This window comes from Paenibacillus sp. p3-SID867, from assembly GCF_025142895.1.
Classification (GTDB): domain Bacteria; phylum Bacillota; class Bacilli; order Paenibacillales; family Paenibacillaceae; genus Paenibacillus_AQ.
In genome coordinates, this window is sequence record NZ_JAMBDM010000006.1 from 105,889 (window position 1) to 130,927 (window position 25,039).

23 protein-coding genes are annotated in these 25,039 nt (G+C 50.6%); 7 read left to right on the top strand and 16 right to left on the bottom strand.

Annotated features, from left to right (window positions below; genetic code table 11):
- Positions 1–78: 78 nt before the first annotated feature.
- Complete coding sequence (locus M4D81_RS14085) at positions 79–678, bottom strand: TetR/AcrR family transcriptional regulator (RefSeq protein WP_071223526.1); 600 nt, start codon at positions 676–678, stop codon at positions 79–81.
- A gap of 187 nt (positions 679–865) precedes the next feature.
- Between M4D81_RS14085 and M4D81_RS14090 the strand changes: the two genes are divergently transcribed.
- Complete coding sequence (locus M4D81_RS14090) at positions 866–1,576, top strand: futalosine hydrolase (RefSeq protein WP_260066953.1); 711 nt, start codon at positions 866–868, stop codon at positions 1,574–1,576.
- Positions 1,573–2,427: a 1,4-dihydroxy-6-naphtoate synthase gene (locus M4D81_RS14095; RefSeq protein ID WP_260066954.1), complete on the top strand. Its 855-nt coding sequence runs from the start codon at positions 1,573–1,575 to the stop codon at positions 2,425–2,427. The genes M4D81_RS14090 and M4D81_RS14095 overlap by 4 nt, the downstream gene beginning before the upstream one ends.
- 140 nt (positions 2,428–2,567) lie before the next feature.
- Here M4D81_RS14095 and M4D81_RS14100 read toward each other — a convergent pair whose 3' ends face one another.
- Both M4D81_RS14100 and M4D81_RS14105 read right to left on the bottom strand, forming a co-directional pair.
- On the bottom strand, positions 2,568–3,089 hold the full coding sequence (locus M4D81_RS14100; RefSeq protein WP_083397760.1) for a mismatch-specific DNA-glycosylase: 522 nt from the start codon (positions 3,087–3,089) through the stop codon (positions 2,568–2,570).
- A gap of 43 nt (positions 3,090–3,132) precedes the next feature.
- A complete protein-coding gene (locus M4D81_RS14105; protein ID WP_071223530.1) occupies positions 3,133–3,636 on the bottom strand; it encodes an LURP-one-related family protein in 504 nt (167 codons plus the stop codon).
- 154 nt (positions 3,637–3,790) lie between these two features.
- Here M4D81_RS14105 and M4D81_RS14110 point away from each other — a divergent pair, with 154 nt between their 5' ends.
- Entirely contained in the window at positions 3,791–4,309 is a 519-nt protein-coding gene (locus M4D81_RS14110) for an RNA polymerase sigma factor (RefSeq protein WP_071223531.1), read from the top strand.
- Positions 4,306–5,292: a DUF4871 domain-containing protein gene (locus M4D81_RS14115; RefSeq protein WP_260066955.1), complete on the top strand. Its 987-nt coding sequence runs from the start codon at positions 4,306–4,308 to the stop codon at positions 5,290–5,292. Before M4D81_RS14110 ends, M4D81_RS14115 begins: the two co-directional genes overlap by 4 nt.
- A 148-nt stretch (positions 5,293–5,440) precedes the next feature.
- Here M4D81_RS14115 and M4D81_RS14120 read toward each other — a convergent pair whose 3' ends face one another.
- Positions 5,441–6,316: a DUF6612 family protein gene (locus M4D81_RS14120; RefSeq protein WP_260066956.1), complete on the bottom strand. Its 876-nt coding sequence runs from the start codon at positions 6,314–6,316 to the stop codon at positions 5,441–5,443.
- 125 nt (positions 6,317–6,441) lie between these two features.
- Here M4D81_RS14120 and M4D81_RS14125 point away from each other — a divergent pair, with 125 nt between their 5' ends.
- Together M4D81_RS14125 and M4D81_RS14130 are read left to right on the top strand one after the other, a co-directional pair.
- On the top strand, positions 6,442–7,002 hold the full coding sequence (locus M4D81_RS14125) for an SLOG family protein (RefSeq protein ID WP_260066957.1): 561 nt from the start codon (positions 6,442–6,444) through the stop codon (positions 7,000–7,002).
- Between the two features lie 192 nt (positions 7,003–7,194).
- Positions 7,195–7,887, top strand: coding sequence for a pseudouridine synthase (locus tag M4D81_RS14130; protein ID WP_071223535.1), 693 nt, complete (start codon positions 7,195–7,197; stop codon positions 7,885–7,887).
- 143 nt (positions 7,888–8,030) lie between these two features.
- On the opposite strand, the gene ald is transcribed toward M4D81_RS14130, so the two are convergent.
- The 12 genes from ald to M4D81_RS14190 form a co-directional block, all read right to left on the bottom strand.
- Positions 8,031–9,149 carry an alanine dehydrogenase gene (gene ald, locus M4D81_RS14135; protein ID WP_260066958.1) on the bottom strand — a complete coding sequence of 373 codons (1,119 nt, stop codon included), beginning with the start codon at positions 9,147–9,149 and terminating at the stop codon, positions 8,031–8,033.
- A 286-nt stretch (positions 9,150–9,435) separates the two neighbouring features.
- Positions 9,436–10,941 carry an alpha-glucosidase/alpha-galactosidase gene (melA, locus tag M4D81_RS14140; RefSeq protein ID WP_260066959.1) on the bottom strand — a complete coding sequence of 502 codons (1,506 nt, stop codon included), beginning with the start codon at positions 10,939–10,941 and terminating at the stop codon, positions 9,436–9,438.
- A gap of 107 nt (positions 10,942–11,048) precedes the next feature.
- On the bottom strand, positions 11,049–11,969 hold the full coding sequence (locus tag M4D81_RS14145) for an AraC family transcriptional regulator (RefSeq protein ID WP_260066960.1): 921 nt from the start codon (positions 11,967–11,969) through the stop codon (positions 11,049–11,051).
- Positions 11,970–12,152: 183 nt separating this feature from the next.
- Entirely contained in the window at positions 12,153–14,150 is a 1,998-nt protein-coding gene (locus M4D81_RS14150; RefSeq protein ID WP_260066961.1) for a methyl-accepting chemotaxis protein, read from the bottom strand.
- Between the two features lie 6 nt (positions 14,151–14,156).
- Positions 14,157–14,279: a hypothetical protein gene (locus M4D81_RS14155; protein WP_256720554.1), complete on the bottom strand. Its 123-nt coding sequence runs from the start codon at positions 14,277–14,279 to the stop codon at positions 14,157–14,159.
- Positions 14,280–14,496: 217 nt separating this feature from the next.
- On the bottom strand, positions 14,497–15,162 hold the full coding sequence (locus M4D81_RS14160) for a response regulator transcription factor (protein WP_260066962.1): 666 nt from the start codon (positions 15,160–15,162) through the stop codon (positions 14,497–14,499).
- A 54-nt stretch (positions 15,163–15,216) separates the two neighbouring features.
- On the bottom strand, positions 15,217–17,649 hold the full coding sequence (locus M4D81_RS14165) for a sensor histidine kinase (RefSeq protein WP_260066963.1): 2,433 nt from the start codon (positions 17,647–17,649) through the stop codon (positions 15,217–15,219).
- A 261-nt stretch (positions 17,650–17,910) separates the two neighbouring features.
- On the bottom strand, positions 17,911–18,711 hold the full coding sequence (locus tag M4D81_RS14170; RefSeq protein ID WP_100540692.1) for an ABC transporter ATP-binding protein: 801 nt from the start codon (positions 18,709–18,711) through the stop codon (positions 17,911–17,913).
- Entirely contained in the window at positions 18,698–19,708 is a 1,011-nt protein-coding gene (locus tag M4D81_RS14175; protein ID WP_071223652.1) for an ABC transporter ATP-binding protein, read from the bottom strand. The genes M4D81_RS14170 and M4D81_RS14175 overlap by 14 nt, the downstream gene beginning before the upstream one ends.
- 8 nt (positions 19,709–19,716) lie before the next feature.
- Positions 19,717–20,553: an ABC transporter permease gene (locus M4D81_RS14180; RefSeq protein ID WP_260066964.1), complete on the bottom strand. Its 837-nt coding sequence runs from the start codon at positions 20,551–20,553 to the stop codon at positions 19,717–19,719.
- Position 20,554: 1 nt separating this feature from the next.
- Positions 20,555–21,565 carry an ABC transporter permease gene (locus tag M4D81_RS14185; protein ID WP_113056503.1) on the bottom strand — a complete coding sequence of 337 codons (1,011 nt, stop codon included), beginning with the start codon at positions 21,563–21,565 and terminating at the stop codon, positions 20,555–20,557.
- Between the two features lie 103 nt (positions 21,566–21,668).
- Positions 21,669–23,489: an ABC transporter substrate-binding protein gene (locus M4D81_RS14190; RefSeq protein ID WP_260066965.1), complete on the bottom strand. Its 1,821-nt coding sequence runs from the start codon at positions 23,487–23,489 to the stop codon at positions 21,669–21,671.
- 242 nt (positions 23,490–23,731) lie between these two features.
- Here M4D81_RS14190 and M4D81_RS14195 point away from each other — a divergent pair, with 242 nt between their 5' ends.
- Positions 23,732–24,985: a sensor histidine kinase gene (locus M4D81_RS14195; protein ID WP_260066966.1), complete on the top strand. Its 1,254-nt coding sequence runs from the start codon at positions 23,732–23,734 to the stop codon at positions 24,983–24,985.
- Positions 24,986–25,039: the final 54 nt, after the last annotated feature.

Sequence of the window (25,039 nt, forward strand, 5' to 3'; positions counted from 1 at the left end):
GTCCACAGTTAAAACTAACCATGTTGCAGCCTGTTTCTGATATGTTAATCTTATTTTTGTAGGTTGAATTTCAATGCCTTATGTAGCCCGCTTAGCCGGATAAATGCTGATACCATGCATAAATAAACTCACCACGTGACTCGCAAGATCCTCAGGAGTCCGCTTGCCTGTCAGAAGCTGCTGGGAGGTCAGTCTTTCAATAACACCGACCAGGCACTCCGCGACGATATGCATATCGGAATCACCGTCAAAATACCCGTCCCGCTGCTCAGCCTTCAGATTTTGCTCAATCATGGCTGCCATTTCCGACTTTACGATCACCGCGTCATCCCCAATAAAAAAACCGATTTGCGTCAGATCCGGGTCTTTCCCAAGAAACGCGAACAACCCTGTCAGCACGCTCTGCAAACGGCCGGTCACATGATCCTCATCGATTCCGCTCTCCAATCTGCTGCCCTCGAGCAGGATCTTGAGCTCAGCTCGAAATTTCTCCACCAGCTCCTTGAACACGGCTTCTTTGCTCTCAAAATACAAATAGAATGACGGCTGCGTCAATCCAGCCCGAGAAACGATGGTGCTGATCTTGGTCTGATGGTATCCTGACTTTGCAAATTCATTAGCAGCGACAATCAGTAGTCTAGCCCGGCTTTCTTGTCCGTTCGCACCCTTCTTACGCAAAGCTATCCAACCTCCGAATCTACTCATGATGTATGTAAGTTACCGTCCATTATACTCTATATCGGAAAGTTGCTGCTACAGATAAAGTCCAGTCATAACATGCACGAGACTTTACATCGCCACAAGAACGTTATAACGTAAAAGGATAACGATGTTTATCGTTACAGCCAAGAAGGAGATAAATAACATGCAGAAACATACCCAATCCAACTCGGTGGATATAACCGAGTCACATAACTCGCAAGACCCGTCTTCCACACGCGTGCTTATTGTCACTGCGGTCGATGCTGAAAAAGAAGCCGTGCAACGCGGGCTTAACCATGCTCACGGATTTGATGTCATCGCGGGTGGAGTCGGCCCAGCGGCAACAGCTTCTGCGACTGCCCGCCAGTTGGTTCAGGGCACCTATGATTGGGTTATCAGCGCAGGTATTGCCGGAGGATTTGCCGGTCGTGCTGAAGTTAGTTCCATCGTCATTGCGGACACCATCATTGCCGCTGATCTCGGTTCCGAAACCGAAGACGGCTTCAGCAGCGTCCAGGAGCTCGGCTTCGGAACGGATCGGGTACAGGCAGATCCAGATTCTGCCCGCAAACTCGCGAAGGCCTTACAACATGCTGGTGTTCCCGTAACCCTTGGGCCTGTGCTGACGGTCTCCACCACGACGGGAACAGCCGCAACGGCTGCACGTCTCCTCCATCGGGTACCGGACGCTGCAGCCGAGGCGATGGAGGGCTTCGGCGTGGCCACCGCTGCCGCTGCAGTCGGTGTGCCCGTGCTCGAAATCCGGTCCATTTCCAATCAGGTCGGTCCGCGGGACCGCAGTGCATGGAAGATCAAGGAGGCGCTGCAGGCGCTTGAGACCGCAAGTTCATTACTACCGGAGGTGTTACGATGAAAATCGCTTTTTCCCCTTGCCCCAACGACACATTTGTATTTCATGCCTGGGTTCACGGACGGATTCCAGGCGCCCCCAAGCTGGAAGTATCCTATGCGGATATCGATATCACCAATCACTGGGCGGCCGAAAATCGAGAACATGATATCTTAAAAATATCCTATGCCGCGCTGCCCTGGGTACTGGATGAATATGCCCTTCTGCCCTGCGGAGGAGCACTTGGCCGCGGATGCGGGCCGCTCGTTCTGACAGCGGACAAGCTGACGGATGGTAAAACTCCTGACAGCCCTGCGGATTTGTCCGGCCGGCGGGTAGCCGTTCCAAGCGAGCGCTCCACGGCTTATCTGTTGTTCCGTCTGTGGGCCGCACAGAACGTACCCGGAGGACTTGGCGAAATCGTGGTGATGCCGTTCGATCAGATTATGCCGGCTGTCCGGGATGGAGCGATTGATGCCGGGCTTGTCATTCACGAAGCACGGTTCACCTACTCGTCTTATGGATTGAAGATGATGACGGATCTGGGCAGCTGGTGGGAGTCCGATACCAATCTGCCTATTCCTCTGGGAGCGATTGTGGCCCGCAGGTCGCTGGATCTGGCAAGCATCTCGAACTGGATCCGCTCCTCAGTCGAATATGCCTGGCAACATCCCGAGGAATCTCGGGCCTATGTCCTCCATCACGCTCAGGAAATGGACCCGGATGTCGCCGATGCTCACATCGACCTGTACGTCAATCCATTTACCGCGGAGCTGGGCGAGGACGGCTATGCCGCGATTTCAGCCCTGCTGAACCGCGCAGCCGATGAAGGGCTTGTGCCGAGGATCGATCCTGCGCTGCTGAAGCGTCCGTAATACGGCAGCCTAAACGGTTTCACTGAAAGCTTATATTTTCTGTATTCATAAGAGGAGCACCAAGAACCCGACAACCGGGTCTCCTGGACGTTCCTCTTTTTCATTGTCCCCCATGAATGGTTCTTGTCGTACACTCCTGTTCAGTACTCATTCTCATTCCTCGATATAAAATCATGCAATTGCTGATAAATTCCGATAATCTCATCCATGGGCATTCTCACCAGTCCGCTGGAAGAAGGTGCTACAAACTCACGCACGCCGTCAATGACGGAGTCCGGCTGAATTCCCCAATCCGCCTTGGCTTTGCCGCTGAATTCGGTATACACGCCCTTGCCGACAAAGCAGGCAACCTCCGGTCTGTACTTGGCCAGCTTCTCGCGCAGCGTCTCTCTACCGAGCCTGTACTCTTCGCGGGTTATGTCTTCGGCCCCCCTTGTGGGCCTGGCTACAATATTGGTAAATCCGTACCCTAGCTTAAGCAATTCTCCATCCTCAGCGGCTTCATACAAGCGCGGGGTCAAACCGGATTTATGCAGAATCCTCCAAAAATTGTTGCGAGGGTTCGCATAATGATGACCGACCTCCCCGGACCGCAAACTCGGATTAAAACCGATAAATACAAGAGTCAATCCATAATCCAGATGATCGCTGACTTCATCCATTCTGCTTCCTCCTCTCATCATCTAAATCTGGGTTCCCTTGAGCTTAATGAGAGCTTGATGCGGCAGCGCTGTTGTTGCGTTTGCGTATCTGGTGAATGCCCATCACGACGGCAACAAGCTCCCAGTCACCAAGAACGTCGCTCTCATTCTGCAGCTGATAGGCTCCGGCTTGAAGCCAGCCGCTAATGCGGGAAAAAGAGGCGATGACCCCTCCGGCATCATCCGTTATTTCATACTCATTGGAAAAAGCAGGCGAAGTGATCTCATATACGCCCCGCGATCCCGCATCGTATTCGAATTTTTTCGTAAAAAAGCTCATCCGCATGCGCAGCAGGCCCAGTTCTTCCCCATTGCCGCCAGTAATATTCCATTTGTTCGAGAAGAATCGAAACGACCCGCTGCATACCGGATCTCCAGAAGCGTTATATACGTCCAGCGAGGAGCCGAAAGCGCTCTTCAAATCCAGACTTCCTATGACACTGCCTTCCCTATCCATAATATCTGTTATACCCGAGCTGAAAAAGTTATCCTTAAAATATAAATGCATAGGACTTCTCCCCTTCCTCGATTCCTGCATACCTGTTATTCATACAACGATTTGCAGATTAAATTGTTTCAATTTTTTTGCGGGAAATTCGGGAACCGATCCGATATTTGATTGTCTAATATTCGAGGTGATGTTATTGGAGTACCTTAAATCTATGGTGGCCGTGAATGATGCGAGCACCATGCTGAGTGAATGGATGGAGTCCTTCGGCCAGGACGTATGGAACTATGCATTCTTCCTAACGAAACGCAAAGATGCGGCTGACGATATCAGTCAGGACGTGTTCTTGAGAGCATTTAAGCACTGGAATGATTTTCAGGGCCGAAGCTCTGTCAAAACATGGCTGTTAACCATCACCCGCAATCTTTCCCTGAACTATCTCAAGTCTTCCTATATGACGAGGGTATCTTTAACCGGCTGGATCACTTCCAAGCAGACGGAACCCTCCGCTGAAAAAGAGTTTATGGATGCTGCTGCCGTCTCGCAGATTTGGAAGTACGTGTTGGAACTGCCGCCCAAATACCGGGAGGTGTTGATCCTTGAATCCCATTACCAGCTGCCGCGAAAAGAAATAGCGGAACTGCTCGGCATATCCGAAGGAACAATCAAATCCAGACTGCACCGGGCTCGAGCCCGAATGGAAATGATGTTGAAAGGAGAGGATGTCCAGTGAAGACCGAACAAGAGCTGCAGCCCGATTGGATTCAAGAACTCGCTTCTTCTCCATTTAACGAGCCGATGTTCACCGAAGAGATGAAATCCAGTGTATTAAAAAACGCTGCTAATGGCTCTGTAAGGATGGGCAGAAAAAAACGGAAGTCTCCAACACGTCTGCGTATGATGACCGCAAGTGTGTTCATGCTTCTTCTAATCGTGGCGGCATGGGGATGGCGTGAATCATCCGTGATTCAACAGCTGATACCGATCAAGGATTGGGGAAATGCTGCCGATTGGGCTCCCCGCAGCGTGTACACGGAGGATGGCGTAGATAAACTTCAGGCATTTCCGGGCGGGGATTACGCCGCGGGCTCTCCAGCCGGTGCCTGGTGGAATCTTCTAACCCCCATTCAAGATCTTGAAGGAAAAACGATCCGCATATCCGCCGTACATCGGGATACGGGTATTACCCTTGAAGAGCTTGCTGAGACGAAGATTACCTCCGATATGGCATACAATGACTTTACGCGAGTATCTTCCCGCTTTGCCCTGCCGCTCTCCGGTTTATGGCGTTTCGACGTGATGGTGGATCAGGAGAAGTACGGCGATATCGTGGTCGATGTGCCGGACAGCAGCTGGGAGCCGAGCCCGAGATTTAGATCCGGTAATTATGCCATGACCGGTGTGGAAGGTCGCTTGGGATTTATACATCCAGGTTGGTTTAATGCAAATCAGCCTAATAAATACATGTGGCATTTCTGGGGGCGTGACGAGGAATTAACGGGTGACTTGCACATTACGGCTGTAAAAAGAAACACGTCCGAGATCATCGATGTCTTTAAAGTTGCCGGTTTACGGCCCTCTCCGTTAAACGGCGCCGATGCAGCAATACCTACCTCCATGTCGCTGCCTTCGCCAGGACTATGGCGCATTATGGTCTCCATTGACGGTCAGCTGTTCGACAGCGTCATTGTGGAGGTCGATAAACCTCAGGACTAAGTTTTCACCACCTTAACCTAATTCCGAGCCTGAAGTACATCATAAAACAAGGCTGCCCCGGTCTGTAGGCATCTACAGAATCGGGGCAGCCTTGTTCATGAGGAATATCGCCATTTCATATTCCTCTTATATCATCTGCCAAACAGCATTATTTCGCGTTCAATGCTTCCTTCGGAACTTCGATCTTGCTGATTTCGTTATGCTTCGAGTAGGTGCTCTTCATTTTCATATCCAAGGATACCTTCTGACCTTCGGCTTCCATTGCCATCACCATGTCCAAATCGGTTGTTGCAGGCAGGTAAGATTCCTTTTGTACGCCATAAATAATATGGATGCTCTTGATATCCATTTGTTCCATCATGGCTTCCATCTGCGGATCGTTGCCCGCTTGGCTCATCATGGACTTGGCAAGCTCCTTCAGATTGTCGCCGGAGACATCCGCCGTCAGGACGTATGTGTCTCCGTCCTCCGTAACTTTGAAGTCCTTAGCGAGGGTCTTGAACTGCTCCACCTGCTGCTCCGGACTCGCACTGCTTGGATCCAGGCTATCGCGGATCTCCTGCTCCGATTCCTTCGGAACCTGCATCCATTGACCATCCATGAGCATGTAAATACCGTCTTCCGTTATATACTGCTTCATCTCGACCTTGCCTTCCGGAGAATCCATCACGACGTTCTGCATCATCTCCACCGGCTCGAGCGTAAGTTCCGAGTCAAGCGACATATTAACATCCTGCTCCTGCTTCTCTTCGCCTTCAACCACGATATGCTGTTTAACATCGGCTTTCATCGCAAAGCTCTTCAAATTCTGGGAAGCTTCAGCCGATTTCTGAAGAAGCTCGTCAGCAGTCGGAAGAGCATCCTCCTTCGGTTCTTCTTTAGCTGGCGTCTCTGTCGAAGGAGTCGTCCCTTGTTCTGTTGCTGGCGGCGTTGCGGCGTCGTCTGCTGCTTTGTTGTCCTTGCCGCATGCTGTCATACTCATAACCAAAATTGCCCCTAGTAATGCTGCTGTCCACTTCTTCAATCGAATGTCCTCCTAAAATATGTATTCCGAGTTACTTCCCCATTCTATACGATTTGTAACATCGATTGATCAAAATTTCCGAAAAAGGTACACTAGACCTATTCTTTGTCAGGGAGCGTGCTCGATTGGAAAACATTCTGATTACCGGATATCGGGCCCACGAGCTCGGTATTTACAATAACAAACACCAAGGCATACCTTATATACGTAAAGCGATTGCCAATCGCCTGGTTCCACTGCTTGAGGAAGGCCTCCAGTGGGTCATCACGCCAGGACAATATGGCGTGGACCTATGGGCCATCGAAGCGGCCATCGAACTAAAGTCCCAATATCCCAACCTGAAATGCTCCATTCTGACGGCCTACCAGAATCCCGAGGAGCAATGGAACGACGATAAAAAATCTTATTTCCAGGAAGTGATGAAGGGGGTAGACTTCTATGCACCCGTTAGCAAGGGCCCTTATCAGGGGCCGTGGCAGTTTACGGCCAGGGATGATCTGCTTCTCCGCAAGACCGATGGTATTTTGCTCGTGTATGACGAAGATAACGGCGAAGCCAGCCCCAAGTTCATCAAAGAGCGTGCCCTGAAGAAGCAGGCAGCCGACGGCTACCGCTTTATCAGCATCGGATCGGAGGAGATACAGGCTGTTGCAGACGAGGAGAACATGTCGCAGGACTTTTACTAGGCTCGCTGCTCCCCGGTTATCACTTCGATCCGCCAGAGGAGCTGTTATGTTCCCAACTGGATCGCTCGAGGAATTCCGGCTGGCGAATCTCCCCAACTGGAGCATGCCACATTTCACAAAGATCAATGAAAAGAGCAGGCGTATTAACTAAAATGGACCTGTGGCAATATGACACATGAGAAGCGGTGGAGCATGCGAATTAACAAATACATAAGCGAAACGGGATATTGCTCGCGCAGAGAAACCAACCGATTGATTGCAGCCGGACGCATTACGATCAATGGCAAGGTGTGTGAAAAAGGGGCGGACGTTGAGCTGCACGATATCGTGTTGATAGATGGAAAGAAAATTCCTCGTAACGATAGCGAAGCGGTTTACCTGGCTCTCAATAAACCCATCGGTATTGTCTGTACGGCAGCTGAGCATGTGGCGGGAAACATTGTTCAGTTTATTAACTATCCATCGCGCATTTTTGCCATCGGGAGGTTGGATAAAGCCTCTGAGGGGTTGATTTTACTCACGAACGACGGAGATATTGTGAACAAAATGATGCGTTCGGAGCATAATCATGAGAAAGAATATGTGGTGACCGTGGACAAACCCGTTACGGACGAATTTATGCAAGCGATGTCTCAAGGCGTTGAAATCCTGGACGTCATAACCAAACCGTGCAAGGTTTACAGGCAAAGCGAAGATGTATTTCGTATTATTTTGACACAGGGCCTTAATCTGCAAATCCGCAGAATGTGTAAAGCCTTGGGGTACAGAGTCCTGAAGCTGGAGCGTGTTCGGATTATGAATATTACACTGGAACAGCTGGAACGGGGGGAGTGGAGGCATTTGAAGGAAACGGAACTGCATCAGCTCCTGTTCATGTTGAACTAGGCGAAGGCGTAACCAACATAAAAAGCCATTTTTCAGCTTTGCCCACGGCGGCCGAGCGAAAGCACCGCTAAGGTTTACGTCAAACCTTGGTATCGTGTCAAATTTATGAAAAATGGCTCTGCATGCTGTAAAACTTGTTATCGCTATGCCAGCAAATAATCGTCAATGCTGGTATACGCATAACCATGAGCCGCCGCAACCGCTTCATAGGTTACCTTGCCGTCGATGACATTGATGCCCTTGGCAAGCGCTTTATCATGACGAGCGGCCGGGCGGAGCCCTTTACTTGCTATTCTCAACCCATACGGTGCCGTTACATTGGTCAGTGCCATGGTGGAGGTTCTGGCTACGGCGCCCGGCATATTGGCTACGGCATAATGAATAACACCATGCTTTTCATAAGTCGGGTTATCATGCGTGGTGATCCGGTCGATCGTCTCGATCGAGCCTCCTTGGTCAATTGCCACATCCACGATGACCGATCCCGGGCTCATCTCTTTTACCATCTCTTCCGTTACGAGGCGAGGAGCCCTTGCACCGGGGATCAACACCGCACCCACGACAAGGTCGGCGGACTTTACCGTTTCCGCAATATGATACGGATCGGACATAATCGTTTTGACCCGCCCTTGGAAAAGATCATCCAGTTGACGAAGTCGGCCGGGATTAATATCAAGGATGCTGACGTCCGCACCGAGACCCAGCGCAATTCTTGCCGCATTGGTGCCAACGATGCCGCCGCCGATAACGGCAACCTTACCCGGTGCGACCCCAGGTACGCCGCTTAGAAGGACACCCTTGCCGCCATGTGCTTTTTCCAGGAAATGCGCCCCGATTTGGATGGACATTCTTCCTGCCACTTCACTCATCGGTGTCAGAAGCGGCAAGCTGCCATCCGTTAATTGTATCGTTTCATAAGCAACGGCACTCACCTTACGGTCGACCAGTGCTTTGGTCAGTTCCGGCTCGGGGGCCAAGTGCAGATACGTGTATAGGATCATATCCTCTTGAAAGTATTCATACTCCTCTTGCAGGGGTTCCTTCACCTTCACAACCATCTCGGCTTTCCACGCTTCGGCAGCCGAAGCAACCACCTTGGCTCCAGCCGCTCTGTAAGCTTCATCCGTAAATCCGATCCCAAGGCCTGCCCCGGATTGAACAAGCACTTCGTGCCCGGCATTCCTGAAACTGACGACCGTACCCGGCGTCATGCCTACACGGCTCTCGTTATTTTTGATTTCTTTGGGAACCCCAATGATCATCCCCATGCCTCCTTAATGGTGAGCTTTGCCTATCTAATTGAATTGTAACCATTTTCACCCAAACTGTGTACCTGTCTAAGGTATGGGATTGTCCATCCGAATTTATATCTATGTATCCGTAGTATATGCAGGTGAAAGATGAACTGCATGCAGAAAAAAAACACTTCTGGCAGAGGGATTATAACGGATTTTTGTCCGTTATATCATCCTCGCCAAAGTGTTTGTATAATACGCATTCATGAAACCATAAGTATTTCTGTTGTTTGAAACCTTCGTTAATGCGCAATCAGCTTAACGTTTTTTCGCGATCCTTCCCTTTGTCGGATTCACCTGCGTTTTTGTTCGCCTTCTCCCGGTCGAGCTGCATCTCCTCCACCGTCTTCACCTTGAGTCTCGCTGCTCCTTCATACGAACGGGTGGGTATCAGATTGTCAGATGTTTGCCGTGCCTTCGCTTCGGCGATCGAAGCCGCGTACTGAGGAAGCCAGGCTTCACCGGCGACCAGCATTTCATCGACCAGCTGCCAAATTTCCTTCGGATTACATACCGCACCGACCAGCGGATCCATCATAAATGCCTGACGAAGCAGCTTGTCATCTCCGTGAACCGCCGCTTCAACCGCTAGCCGTTGCACGGATATGCTTGCATTGCACACCGCAGCCGGCCCTAACGGCAAATTCCCTACATGCGGCATGGAAATGCCGTTGCGGTCCACGTAACCCGGCGCCTCAATGATTGCATCATCCGGCAGATTGGAGATAATGCCCTGATTCACCACATTAAAATGACCCCGGTATACCCGGCCGGTTTCCAAACCTTCAATAATGTAGGAGCCATGCTCCTCTCCTCGTTGCTCGGGCGTGTACTCCATAGCCGGATCTTTCATCCAGTTCGGGAAATCGGTCTCGAACCAGTTGCGTCCCTCGGTACAGACTCGCAAATATCCGCCCGTCTCTCCATTTATCCAGCTGCTGAGGTCGATCCACTCCGTAATTTCCTCCGGCCGTTTACGGTACCAAGGAACATATTCGCTTAGATGGCCGTTGGACTCGGTGCTGTAATACCCAAAACGTCGCAGCATATCGATGCGAACCTTCTCAGTCCTGCTGTACTCCGGATGCCGTTCGAACGCATCCAGCAGTCCAGCCGTCAAATCCTTGCCTTGATGTGAGGCTTGAATATACCAAGTCTGATGGTTGATTCCGGCACAGACAATATCGACCTCATGTTTCTTTAGACCGTACACCTCGGCGATTTGGTGATGCCCATGCTGCACGCCGTGACATAAACCAACCGTCCGCACGCCGCCATACTGATTGCATGCCCATGTCAGCATAGCCATCGGGTTCGAATAGTTCAGCAGCAATGCATCAGGCGCGCTCACCTCGCGAATATCCCGGCAAATGTTCAGCATCTCGGGGATTCCCCGCTGGCCGTACATAATGCCGCCTGCACAGAGCGTGTCGCCTACGCACTGATCGATGCCGTATTTCAGCGGAATGTCCACATCCGTGCGAAACGCCTCCAATCCACCCACGCGAATGGTGCAGATGACATATTTGGCATCCTGCAGGGCTTGCCGTCGATCCGTGGTGGACTGAATCGCAATCGACAGCCCGTTCTCGATAATGTCCCGCTGACACAATTCCGTGACCATATCCAGGTTATGCTGGCTGATGTCGGTGAAAGCGACCTCGATATCCCTAAACTCCGGTACAGTCAACAAGTCACGCAGAATTCCCCGGGTAAAGCCGATGCTTCCCGCTCCGATAAAAGCAACCTTAAATGACATTCTATCCACTCCCTAGCTGCAAATTAGATTGTAGTTATTGTAGCAATCAAGTGGTAGAAAGCGTTATCAAAATTATGACCTCTTGAACTCCTCCGAGTCAAAAATCCTCACTTCTTATCTGCTCCGGCTTCCTGATCACCGTATTTCCAGGCATTGCGGTCCTTCCGCAGCCGAAATTCCACCGGCGTGGTTTCCGTATACTTCTTGAACAACATATGAAAATACTGCCTGCTGCCAACACCCACATAATCCGATATTTCATGGATGGGGATATCCGTCTGCTCCAGCAGCATTTTGGCCTTTTCCATTCGAATCATGGTGAGATACTCGGTTATGGTTCTGCCCGTCCCTCTGCGGAATACTCGATGCAAGTAGCCGGGATGCAGATTCACCTCAGCGGCAACGTCTTTCACCTGAATATTACGGTCATAGTTCTGATGCAAGAAATCGACGCTTCGTTTAATGTAGAACTCGCTCTGCTGCACTTCACTGCGTTCCCTTTCATCATACAGCCGGGCGATGCATACAAGCAGCTGAATAAACAGCATATGCGTCATCATTCTGCCCTCAGTCCCTCTTTGATCGAGTTCAAGGACGAGGCTCCTTAACACCGGATATACCTCCTCTTGATCTACTAATACCAAGTAGGAAAACGGCCGATTCAGTAGAAAAGACACCTCTTGCTCCTCACCGGCAATCTGTCTGAGAGAAAGCGTCCTTCCTTCAGTTTCCATAAACCCGAATTCCACATTCAGCATACGGCAGGAGACCGCCTGCTCAACGATTAACCGATGCGGGACATCGGCATCCAGTACCATAAACTCCCCTTTTTTCAGCGTGAGACTCTTTTCCGTATCGCCTACCTTCACGTCAATCCGGCATACCCCTGAGATCATATACATAATTTCGGTTGAATCATGCTGGTGGTAAGACATTTCATAATTTATCCACTGCTTATAGTAATAGGCGTAAAAGCGCGGGACGTAATCCCCTTCTTCTAACATCTGCTGAAATAAGCTGCCATTCACACGTTTTCCTCCTTTGTCCAAGCAGTACGGAGTTCCAATTCATAACAAAAACATCTATCAACGTCCTTACAAAAAACAGACCGCGGTTAGAAGTAGTTTTTCTTGCGATAGCAGGCCGCCAATGCCTTTCATGAAAAAAAGCCTGGCCCTTAGGCCAAGCTTATCATCAATATGCCAGTGGTGCTACGAGATTTTGAAGGCCGATACGGTATGGTTCAGCTCTTCGGCAAGCTCGGCAAGCGATTGTGCCGTTGCCGCCGCTTCCTCGCTTGTAGCCGCCGTTTCCTCCGTCGACGAAGATATCGTTTCAATGGCGGTTGCCACTTCGGCAGCCTGGGCTGCCTGCTCCTCGCTGGCGGCTGCAATATCCATCACTTTGCCCGCCGATTCATTCACCATGCTTGTAATGTAGGCAAAGGCTTCCCCGGCTTTTTCCGTGTGGATGACGCCTTGATTCACCGCCTCCACGCTATCGGCCGTATTCTTCTGCATGCCCTTGATGATATCGGCAATCTGCTTCGTGGCCCCTCCACTGCGTTCGGCCAGCTTACGCACTTCATCCGCCACCACGGCGAAGCCTCTTCCTTGATCGCCGGCCCGAGCAGCCTCGATCGTCGCATTAAGGGCAAGCAGGTTGGTCTGCTTGGCGATATCGTCGATGACCTCGATGATCTCACCGATCCGCTGGGAGTCCGCTTCGAGTTTGGCAACCTGCTCCCGTACCCGGTTCATGCCTTCCACCGACTGCTGGACGATGCCGCTGCCTTCCGTTGCAATGCCGGAGGTCTGATTTACAAGCTCGGATGCTGCCGAGGCGTCGCTTGCAACGGAATTGATGGCATTCGACCATTCATGGAACAATTCACTGACGGTCTGCACGGATTCAGCCTGACTGCTGCTCCCAACGGCCAGTTCCTCGGCACCAGCTGACAGCTGCTGTGAAGCGGCGGCTACCGATGATGCGTTCATGTTTACTCTGCCGATCATCTCCCGCATGCTCTCCAGCAGCTGCGCGAACACTCGGGACAATGTGCCGATTTCATCTGCCCTGCGAAGATAAGCCGCAGGAACCTCCTGCGTGAAGTCTCCCTTCGACATGAACTCGCCGATGGAAACGGAAACACCCAGTGGCTTCACGATGGACCTTGTTAACAGGACTACGACAGCTGCCATAGCTACTAAGGTGACCACGCCTGCCGCTATGATGGAGATGATCAGTGCATCCGACTTGGCCGTAATCTCATCCATCGGGATAATGATAGCGGCAGACCATGGCGTTTCGGTCAATCCGGTCTTAATCGGCGTATACAGCTTGTACAGCTCGGCATCTTCCTCGGTATAAACGTCCCCTTCCCGAATCGCATCCAGTATAAGAGGAACCGTCTTGCCAGGATATGCCTTCTCAAGCGTCTGCCCCATCAATCCGTCCTCCGGGGACGTTACGATCACGCCCGTATTCGAATAGATATGAGCATAACCCGTATCGAACAATCGGAATTGTTCCATTATGCTTTGCAAATGTGCCAGGGAAATATCGACGCCAACCACGCCGACGGTCTTTCCGTTATCGATAATTGGAACAACGAGCGATGTCATCATGACATCTTCGTTACCTACTTTGAAGACGTACGGATCCATAATGATTTCCTTGCCGCTGTTCTTCGCCAGGAGATAGAAGTCACCTTCCCCTTCGTGCTCATAATCCTCGATGACGGAACGTTCCAGTCCGGATTCCGTTCTTGCCCAGTAGGACATCATTCGGCCCGTATGGTCACTGCCCTGTTTGTTTCTGTATTCGTTATCCTGGCCATCAAAGGCATCCGGCTCCCATAAAGTCCAAATCCCTTTCCACGACGGGTTGTCCTCCAGGTTTCTTCTTAATATTTCATTAACGGCTGCTCGATTCGTTGTGTCGCTCTCCTTCATTCCAACAAAGCTTACAGCCAGTGTACGTGCGGAGTTCATGACATCGTCAAGCTCTGCTTGAACCAGAGCGCCGATCTTTTCACTCGTCGTCACCGCAAGCGTCTTGGCCGAATCCAGAGCCTCCTCCGTTGTAGTCATACTGATATAAGTCATCATGCTCGTTAAAAATATCGTGATTGCTCCCAAAATAATAAGCAGCATGCGACTCTGGAGTTTCATTGCAAACAGAGATTTCAAAGACTTCCATCGTTTCATTATGAGTCACCCTCGCTTCTTCCGGCTGTTAAATTCATTCCATTCTTCTTCAAGCTGCGCCAAAACCTCCTCAATCTCTTCCGGTGACAAGAGGTCATCGACACCATATTCAAATAGGTCCTTTGTCATGCCGCAAGTAACCACCCTTCCTACTAACAGACTATATCCATCCAGTAACATAAGCATATACACTTACATACCTTTCGTAACCGAAATTCTCTTGCGTGAGCACGCAAGAATTTTGCGGGCTACCCTGCGATTGTTGTCGAATGGTAGCGAATTTACCTAAAATCGTATCGAAAGGTGTATTGCTTCATGATCTGAATCGAAAAAAAGAGTAAGCCTGTCAGCTTATCTGGACAAAATCCGAATCCGAGAGGATCCCCATTTGCTTTGCCTTCAGTGCAGCTTCTATACGTGACTTCACATTCAACTTTTGAAAGAGATTGGTTAAGCAGTACTCGAGTGAACGCTGGCTCATGATCACCGTCCCCGCAATCTCCTTGTTGCTCTTTCCGCGAGCGATTTCCTTGAGAATACTATATTCTTTATCGGTTATAGACTGGGCTGCCGGCGCGCCTGCTGTCCGTTCCGGGCCATTTGCGGTATCGCGGCGGAGCTGCTTCACGAGTGTCAGCGGCAGAACGACCTCTCCTCGCAGCGCACACCGAACAGCCGTTACCAGCTGCTCTTTGCCCGACGTTTTCGAGACAAAACCTGCCAGTCCGGCCTCCATAATCAAATTAAAATGATTGCTGACTTCAAAGCCCGTATAAATCAGCATTACCGCGTCCGGAGCAATCCGGAGGATCTGCTTGGCCAAATCAATTCCGTTCATGCCCGGCATATGCATATCAATCAGCATCACGTCAAAATGCAGCGTGCTCACCAGCTCCAGTGCCCGCTCCGGCGTATTGGCAATCTTCACGAACATATCCTTTTCCTGCTCAAGCAGCACCTTGGTTCCCTCCATCACCGAGGGATGGTCATCCACCAATAAAATTTCGATCATCGTCACTCATGACTCCTTCAGTCTGGTATCTTGCTTGCTTCACTGACGGCGAATTTATCTTGCCGTAATGGATATATAGACAGCCAACCCGCCGCTATCCGACGAGTCGAACTGGATTTTGCCGTTCATGCTTCTGACTCGCTCTTTCATGCCGCCAATCCCCATGCTGTTGAATTGGTCCGATTGCTGACTGGGGTCGATCCCAATCCCGTTGTCTTCATAACTCAGGTTGACTTCATCCGACTGAGTGGACAAACGGAGCCTTACCTCCGTCGCGTTGGAATGCTTCGTTGCATTGGCCAGCAGCTCCTGGACAATCCTGTACAATCCGATCAAATGGTCGTCACTGATATCATCATCGAAGTTTGAGCAGTCGAATTGTATGGAATAATTGGTTCGGAGCTGGGTAAATTCAAACAATGCCTCAAGCGAACGTTCCAGCCCCTCCTCCTTCAGCAGCGGGGGACGAAGCTCGTTGCACGTAATTCGAATCTGATAAATGACATCCAGAAGGCCCTGCTCAATCTCCTCCAGCTGCGGGCGCAGATCCTCCGGCAGCTCATGATCCGAAGTAATCTGATTCAATTTCCTGTACCATATAATCTGTTCCTGAAGCGCGGCATCGTGAAGGTCCTGGGACAATCGCTTCCGCTCATTTTCGGATAAATGAAGCATGAGTCGCAGCAGCCATAGGGGCATAATCTGCTGGGATGAACCCAGCTTCTCCAGTTCCCTTGTCAAATCCTCAATGACGCGGAAGTTATCGTACAGAACACTTGCATAACGCGTAATGGTCTCCAGCCATATTTTTTGGGCCTGAATCAGGAGCAAGGGAACGTCGCCGCCAATACAGACAATGCTGCTATCCCCGTTCATTTCTCCAATCTTGACAAAATATCCGTCACACATCTCAAACAGTTTACAGAACGGAATATGCCCAGGGCCACATGAATGGATCGCACGAATCACCCCTTGTGGCGGTTCTTTATGGCCCCCTTGGATTTTGATCTGCAGACTGTGGTGGTTTATCTGGATGAGGCTCACCTGATCCGTCCCCAGCACCTTCTTGATTTCCTGTACGATCCGGGCATTCAATTCACTGATCTTCACCATCCCGAAAAGATCGGAGGAGAATTGATCCAGGCTCATCTGCAGCCTGAAATACAGGTCCTCGCTCTCCCGGACAAGCCTTTCTGCCGCAATCCGCTCCCGTTCGGCCTGCTTCTGCTGCGTAACATCCCGAATAATGGTAAGCGCGGTATGATGTCCTATATATGGGATAGGTGTCGTTATGGCCTCAATATCAATGATCGTCCCATCCAGCCGGATTAGTTTGTTGCCGGCGAGCTCCGAGGTATTTCCGCTTGCGTACACATGTTCAACCTCAGACGTCACGAACTCGAGCTGGTCGGAAGGAATCACGTCCTGGAAGGAGGTGCCGTCCAATTGCGCGATGTCCGTAATTCCCAATAAGGATAAGCCCGCAGGATTCGCATAAATATAAGAAAAATCGGAATGCAGGAACATCGCAACCGGAGCGATATCCAGAATATGGCGGTTGATCCGGTCACTCTCCATAAGGGCCCTTTCCGCTGATTTACGGGCGGTTATATCCTCGAAAAAAACTTCAATCGTGTCCGATTCCGCATCATAAAGGGCCGTCGCCACGACATCGACCCTCTCTCCGTCAACCCGCCTTATGGATAGTTCTTCGGCAACAACTTCCCCTGTCCGAATCAGCTGCCTGAGCCGTTTGCGGGCCCACTCCTCATAGGGATCAAGCACCCAGTCCCAAGGATCGGTACCCAGGATGTTCTCAGGACCCGCCGCCCCAAGGATCCGAAGTCCGGCGGGATTCACGTACATGAGCTTGCGGTCCTTGCAGACTGCAATGGCAATCGGAGATAACTCCACCAGCCTGCGATACCGGTTCATGCTTTCCTTGAGCGCCTGTTCCATCTTCTTGCATTCTGTAATATCATACAGCGCCTCTTCCATGCGGAAGCGGGTGGTAATATCAACGGCAATGCCATCCGTGCGGATCATTTGACCGGCGTCATTCAACGTCGGAATCATCTTTACCTGAACCCAGCGAACATCACCATCCGCATGGATGATTCGGTATTCGGTATGAACGGCGTCGCCTTGTCGAAGTTTGTCAACCAAGGATCGGAACAGCGCCATATCCTCCGGATGGATCAGCGTTTCCCAGGAAAGGCCGCCTGCGAAATCATGATGTGAATAACCTGTGATTTTATGAAAAGCCAAAGAAGTATTTTGGATACTCCTTGTGGCAAAATCGTATGCCCAAATACCCACATCAAGCGTAAGCAGCATATCATCAAGCAAGCGGAATCTGCCTTCGGCCATGTCCAAGGCCTGGTGGCTTATCTTCCGCTGATATGCGACTTTGAACAAAAAAATCCAGAATGTCATGGTGAGGGCGACTAATACCAGGATGGTTGCCCCCAAGAAGTAGTTACACATGATGTTTGATGGTCTCCTTATGAAGCATACACGCAGTCTTGTCAGATGCCTTGCGGTATACCGAATGCGAGCTGCGGAATGATTCAAATGGCAGCCATATCATTTATCGGCAGATCCTTCACAAATGCGAAGATCAAGAATAGAGAAATTTTACACAGCGATTCGAAGTGTCATATCCGCGAAAATAAACGAAGCAAAATAAAGCCCGAAGCAGCGTTGCGCTTCGAGCTTTTCTCATGAGATTTCCATTGTCCACGACGCTCATGCCAAATCCCACTCGGAGTGAATCTTGGGCACATCGGAAATCAACTGCTGGGTATAAGGATGCTGCGGATTCAAGATAACCTCTTCCGCCGGTCCCCGCTCCACGACTTTCCCTTGTTCCATAATATACAGCGTATCGCTTACATAATAAGCAAGCCCTACGTCATGGGTAATGAAAATAATCGTCATGTTGTTCTCATCTCGCAGCTTCAAGAGCATATCCAGTATCGTGGACCGCGAGCATGCATCGACCATGGAGGTCGGTTCATCCGCAATCAGCAGCTTCGGATGGAGCATGAAAATCCGGGCGATCATCAGGCGCTGCATTTGCCCGCCGGACAGTTCGAACGGGTATTTATTGTGCAGCTCCTCGAATTTCAGATTGACAAAGGAGCACGCTTCCTTCATTTTGCGGAATTGCTCCTCCTTCGTCAGTTTATCTCCCTGCAGCTTGATGCAATCGAGCAGCAGCTTCTCGACTTTATAGAAGAGATTGAACGAAGAGAACGGGTCCTGAAAGATCGCTTGGATATTTTTCCAATAGCGCTTGCGGTCTCTGTGCCGCTTCAGCTGCCTTGGCTTGCCCATATACTCTATCGTACCGCTGCTCTCCTTCAGCAGGCCCATGATCATTTTCGCCAGTGTCGTTTTGCCGCTTCCGCTCTCGCCGACAATCGATATGATTTCGCCTTCATGAAAGGTAAAGCTGACATCCTCCACGGCGGTGGTCTTCTGCTTCCCGTAACCGAACACCTTGGTGAGATGCTCTCCCCGAATCAGGACATCATTCCTCTTCATTTGCATACCACTCCTTAAGCACACCCGGTTCCACGATGCAGCGATACATGCGATCCTCCACGGTCCGGCTCGTTATCTTTCCCTTACGGCAGGCGTCTTGCACATAGGAACAGCGATCTGCAAACCGGCAGCCCTCCGGTACGTTTTTCAGATTAGGCGGGGTACCCGGGATAGCGGCTAGCTTATGGCCTTTCATGCCTTCCTCCGGCACAATGATGGAACCCATCAGCTTTTTCGTATAAGGATGGATCGGGTCAAAAATCATTTGCTCTGCGGTTCCGCGCTCCACGATCTCCCCTGCATACATGACGATGATGTCATCCGTTACGTGATAAAGCAGCGGCAGCTCGTGGGTGATGAATACCAGAGACTGAATATAGCCCCGATCCAGCAGACTTTTCAGCAGCTTGATCACCGCTTTCTGCGAGGTTACGTCCAGCGCCGAGGTCGGTTCGTCCGCAATCAGCACTTTGGGGTTCAGAATGGTGGAAATAGCGATCACCGTCCGCTGCTTCATGCCGCCTGACAGCTCGTTCGGATAGGAGTTCAACACCTTGGTTGACAAATTCAAGGTTTCGAACCGTTCCGCCGCCATATCCCACACCTGCTTCTTGTTCAGCTCAGGGCGATGCTCCTTCATAATATCCTCGACGAAATGAATGATTTTGAGCGTAGGATTCAGGGCATTCATAGCTGCTTGCGGGATATACGATATCTCTCTTCCCGACACCTGGGAACGGAGCTGTTCCTTGCCAAGCTTCATAATATCCGTGCCGCTTACGACAATCGAGCCGCTGCCATAATGCAGCGGTGGAAAATAGAAACCCATCAGGCTGAGCGCAAGGGTCGATTTGCCGCAGCCGGATTCACCGGCAATGCCAAGCGTCTTCCCCTTTTCGAGCGAGAAGCTCACCCCGTCTACGGCATAGACATGCTCCTTCAACCGGGTACGGTAATAGGTCTTCAATTCGTTCACTTCCAGTATATTTGTGCTCACAACACCCATCAGCTCCTAATCTTCGGATTGAATATCTCATCCATGCCGGTGTTCATCATGTACAAGGAGAAGGTGATGATGGCGATGGAGATCGCCGCCGGGATGAAGGCCCACCAAGCGCCGGCAACCGGTGCTTCAAATACGAGCGCCCAGTTCATGATGATGCCAAGGGAAATCGTGTTGTACGGTCCCAGCCCCAGCATCGAGATGGAAGCCTCGGACAGAATACCTGATGCCGTCTGCAGCACAAACGCCATGACAACATAGGAAGCGATGTACGGCAATATCTCCGAGATGATAATGCGCGGCGTGCTGTAGCCGGATATTTTCGCGATATTTACGTGATCCCGGTTTCGCAGCGAGGATGTCTGAGCACGTACGGCCCTGGCTGTCCAGGGCCAGCTGGTAATGCCAATGATAACCGCCGTAACAAACGAGCTGCGCGAATCGATGCTGACCGAGATCAGAATGAGGATGACAAAGGAAGGTATCACGATGAAAATGTTGGTGATGGCTGTCAGCAGATTATCAATCATGCCTCCGATATAACCTGAGGCTAAACCGATCACAAGACCAATCACAGTAGCAAATACGCCGGCAATCAGCCCAACCTGCAGGGAAGTCCGAATGCCATAGATCAATTCCAGGAATAAATCCCTGCCGAAGTTATCCGACCCCAGCAGCAGCTTCGAATCCGGCGGCTGGTACGCCAGGGCAATCATGTCCAGCGGATCGTTGCGGTTAAAGAGCGGGTAGATCAGCACCATCCCGATCATAGCCAGCAGCATGCAGGCTCCGAACATAAACTTTGGCGATTTGATCAATATGCGAAAGGAACTGTTCATATTATTGATCCTCCATCTGAGCGGCCTTGATTCTTGGATCGATCCAGCCGTAGATTAGGTCAATCGTAAAGTTGGCCAGCAGCACGGCCAGGGCGATCAAGAGGGTGCAGCCTGAAATTAACGGATAATCCAGCTGACGGATCGCCGTGAACATCCAGGTTCCGATTCCCGGATAACTGAATACGATTTCACAGATCAGCGAACCGCCCACCATCGTACCGATGGATAACGCCAATCCCGTGATCTGGGGCAGCATCGCATTTCGGAATACATACCTCGCGATCTTGGAGTCCCGTATCCCGAGAAGTTTGCTGTACAGAACATAATCCGAATTCAGCTCATAGATGGACATCTCCCGCATGCCAATGGCTTGGCCGCCAATCGTAACCAGCACGATCGATAGAAATGGAAGCGTATGATGCCGAAGTACGGAAGCGAAGAATTCAAAGCTGAGTGACGGCACCATCTGGTAATCGTAGCCCCCGTGCAGCGGAAACCAGTTCAGGGACAGGGCGAATACATACAGCATAATAATGGCTAGGGTAAAGAAAGGAATGGAATTCACAAACAAAGCCACCGGGAATATCACTTTATCGAATACGCCTTTGCGGTAAGCCGCAACGGCGCCCAGCACGTTCCCGATCAGCCAGCCAACCAGAATGGCCGGAAGCTGAAGCCCGATCGTCCATGGAACCGCCGAGGCCAGAATCTCCGTTACCGGTTTCGGATATAGGCCGAATGAAGTGCCCAGATTGCCTGTCGCCAAATTTTTCAGATAGATGAAGAACTGCTCCCATAAAGGCTTGTCGATTCCAAACTCGACGAGAAACGTCTCATAGACCCGTTTGATCGTATCGCTGTCGGTCATCCCCTGCGTCATCTCAGACACAATCATGCTCACCGGATTCCCTTCAATCATCCGGGGCAGCAGGAAATTCAGCGTGACCGCAATCACCAGCGTCAGAAAGTACCAGAAGAACTTCTTGACGATATATTTTCCGTAAACGCTCAAGCAGCTCACCCCCATGGATCACACCTTGAAATTGGTGGAAAAGAGACCTATATCAGGGGTGCAAATCCACCAATATAGGTCTTGGTTCAATGAGTTATATCCATCAGTTATGAATCTGATACAGCGACTTGATACCGGCTCCATCCATCGAAATTTGAGGCGGTATGTTGCTGCCGTCCCCTTCCGTCGGGAAGCCCTTCCATACGGATTCATTGACCGTATCGAATACCCAAGGACGATACATGAGCGGAATCGATGGGATATCCTTTAACCAGATTTGGGTCAATTCAGTATAGAGCGCTTTCAATTCAGCTTCGTCCGTAATGGTTGGAATCTTCTCGATGATGGCATCGGCTTGATCGTTCTTATACCGGCCCCAGTTGTAGAATGCCATCTCGCCCATTGGCGCAACGCCCTTGGAGTACATGATGGTCATCGCGCGGTTCCACGGCTGGCTTGGGCTGACCCCGCCGGCAGGCGTGTTCATGATGATATCGAACTTGCCGGTCTGTAGATCATTGGTCCATACCGGTGCTTCCGGAAATTTGGTTCGAATCTCGATACCGATTGCCTTCGCATTCTGGGCAACAATCTCAAGCGCCGCATTCCAATCCGACCAGCCGTATGGACACTCGATTTCAAACGGGCCGAGACGGGTTCCGTTCAAGACGCGGATGCCGTCTTTCCCCTTCGCGGCGCCGATGGAATCGAGCAGCGCATTGGCCGCATCCACATCCGTTGTCCATTGGAGCGGTTTGATAGCCGCCTGGTCTACATATTTCGCTTCGGCCTCCGTATTCAGCGTCAACGACGGCTCCATTGGGGCCGAGTAGCCGCTGATGGCCAGCTCCGAAATTTTGCCGTAATCAATCGCCATAGCGATCGCTCTTCTGACATCCGCATTGTTGAGTCCTTCCTTCGTCATGTTGAAGAAGATCGATGGCATGGAGCCTGGCACATAATAGGGAGCCTCTTTGATATAGGTTTTAACCGGAGCCCCGCCCTCCCACATTTTCCATACCTGCGGAATAAACTGCTGCGATACGTCTACCTGACCGCTCTTGAATGCCAGGTCACCCGCTGCATTGTCTTTATAGATGACATGGGTGATATATTTGGGAGCCGGCAGCTTGCCAAAGAGTGCCTGCCCCCAGTAGTTATCGTCCCGTACGATCGTGATCTTCTGATCATTATAAAAATACATTTTGTAAGGCCCCGTTCCGATCGGGTCCTCGTTGACTTCTTTACGAATGGTGGCTAGGTCGTTATTGGCTTTCTTCTCGACCTCTTCCCATACATGTTTAGGCAGCATCGGCATGATCTCGATGCTGTCGAGCACCGTCAATTTGTTCGGATTGTCTTTATTCAGCTTGATGTTCACCGATTGCGGCCCGTCTGCCGTTACGTCCTCGATGTAGGTCCAGAAGCTGCTCCAGTTAATGTCATATTTTTTGCCGAGATGGTAGGTATAAACGACATCATCGGAGGTGAATGGCTTGCCGTCACTCCATTTGGCATCCTTGTTCAATTCGATCTTCAGGGTCAGATCGTCGGTCCATTCATACTTGGTACCCAGCAGCGGCTCCAACTCGCCTGTCAGCTGATTGACCATGAACAAGGTTTCATAGACGAGTTCTCTGGAGTTTCCGTAGTTAATCGGAAACGCCGGGTTTCCGCTGAGCAGGTTAAAATTCGTAGGTGCCCCCCATTGCAAACCGTTCACGTATAGCGTTTCATTTCTCGGCGTCGCTTTCGCATCGCCCGACGGTGCCGGCTTATCACTGCCTCCGGGTGTGTTTACCTCTTCTTTGGGCGGCGGCGGATCTGATGCGGTCGGCGGCGTTACACTCTGGCATCCGGCAGCAAAAAAAGACGCGGCCAACAAAAGAATGAACATGGGTCTCAGAACGGTCTTCAGCTTCACTTGTGAACCCTCCATTCATGGAAATGTGTTCTCACTTAAGTGCTGAGTATCCGGGACAGACATATGTTGTCTGCAAGCGCTTTCTCGATGAATTTATATGTTCCTCCACTCCATCTGAGTACGAATAAATTTTGTTATTTTTATTCAAGCCTCAAGGATTTTTCCAATTGACGTCGAACTTGAATGGACAAGGTAATCTAGCGGACGATTCGATACTCTTCAAAGGGGTGGGCCTACTGCCTGTGATTAAAGATGTTTTGCTGCAGTTGTTGTTTGCATTGATGCCTTTTGTCGCATACAACATCTATTACAGAAAACTGACAGTTAACTATTCCCGTAATTTCATCATTGTCATTTGTTCGCTGTGCATGCTGCTGTCCATGACCTTTGCTTCGTCCGTTCAAAGCGGGCTGATCTTTGACGTGCGGTATGTCATTATGTTCTTCGGCATGCTGTTCGGAGGGTTCCTGACTGGGGCAATTCTCCTTGTGGAATTTCTAATCTACAGGTTGTACATTGGCGGATCCGGCATGATCGACGCCATTATTATCTTGATCTTTACGTTCCCGCTGTCCGTTCTATTGTCATTCATGTACCATCGAACCAAACACAAATTTTGGATCGTTTTTATAGCAGGTATCAGCTTCTCTATTCTCCCGCTCACGATACTCTACATAACCAAACCTGACTACATCATAAATAACTTCGTATTCAATATTCTAGCTATGCCGGTTCATAACTCGCTCGGAATATGGCTTCTCGTGACCCTGTTTAACAAATCCGTATCCGACAAAGAGCTTTATCTGCGGTATATCCAGAATGAGAAAGCCGAAGCCGTCAATCATGTCGCCGCATCCCTTGCCCATGAGGTCCGCAATCCGCTGACAACCGTGCTTGGGTTCCTGCAATTGATTAAGAGCGGTACGTTCCCTCAGGAAAAAACCGAACGTTTTCTGGAAATCAGCATGGAGGAAATTCGCCGGACCGAGCAAATCTTGTCCGAGTATCTCTCGATCAGCAAACCACACTTGCCGTTTCAGCAAAGAATCGAGCTTTCGGCCCAGATCAAGTCTGTTGTCGAGCTCATGATTTCATATGCTAATATGAGCAACGTGACCCTCAGCGCTGATTACCCTCAGCTCCCCATTTACATTTTAGGCAGTCCGGCGGAGCTCAAGCAGCTGTTGGTCAACTTTATTAAGAATGCGATTGAGGCCAGCAAAGACGTCGACAGAGGCACGGTCCACGTCACCATCTATGAAGAAGCAGAACAGGTGTCCATCGAAATCAAAGATAACGGGATCGGCATGACCCCTGAGCAATTGAGTCGTCTCGGTTCAATCTACTATTCCACTAAAATGAGCGGCACCGGACTTGGACTCACCTTCTCCTATCAAGCCATTCGCGCCATGAATGGAAGTGTCTCGGTTCGGAGCTCGCCACGATCAGGAACGGTGTTTCTCATCACGCTCCCGCACGCCAATATAAATCCATAACATAGGTAATTTCCGCGCGCAATCCGTTAACGATAAAGAGAGACGCCCCTGTAG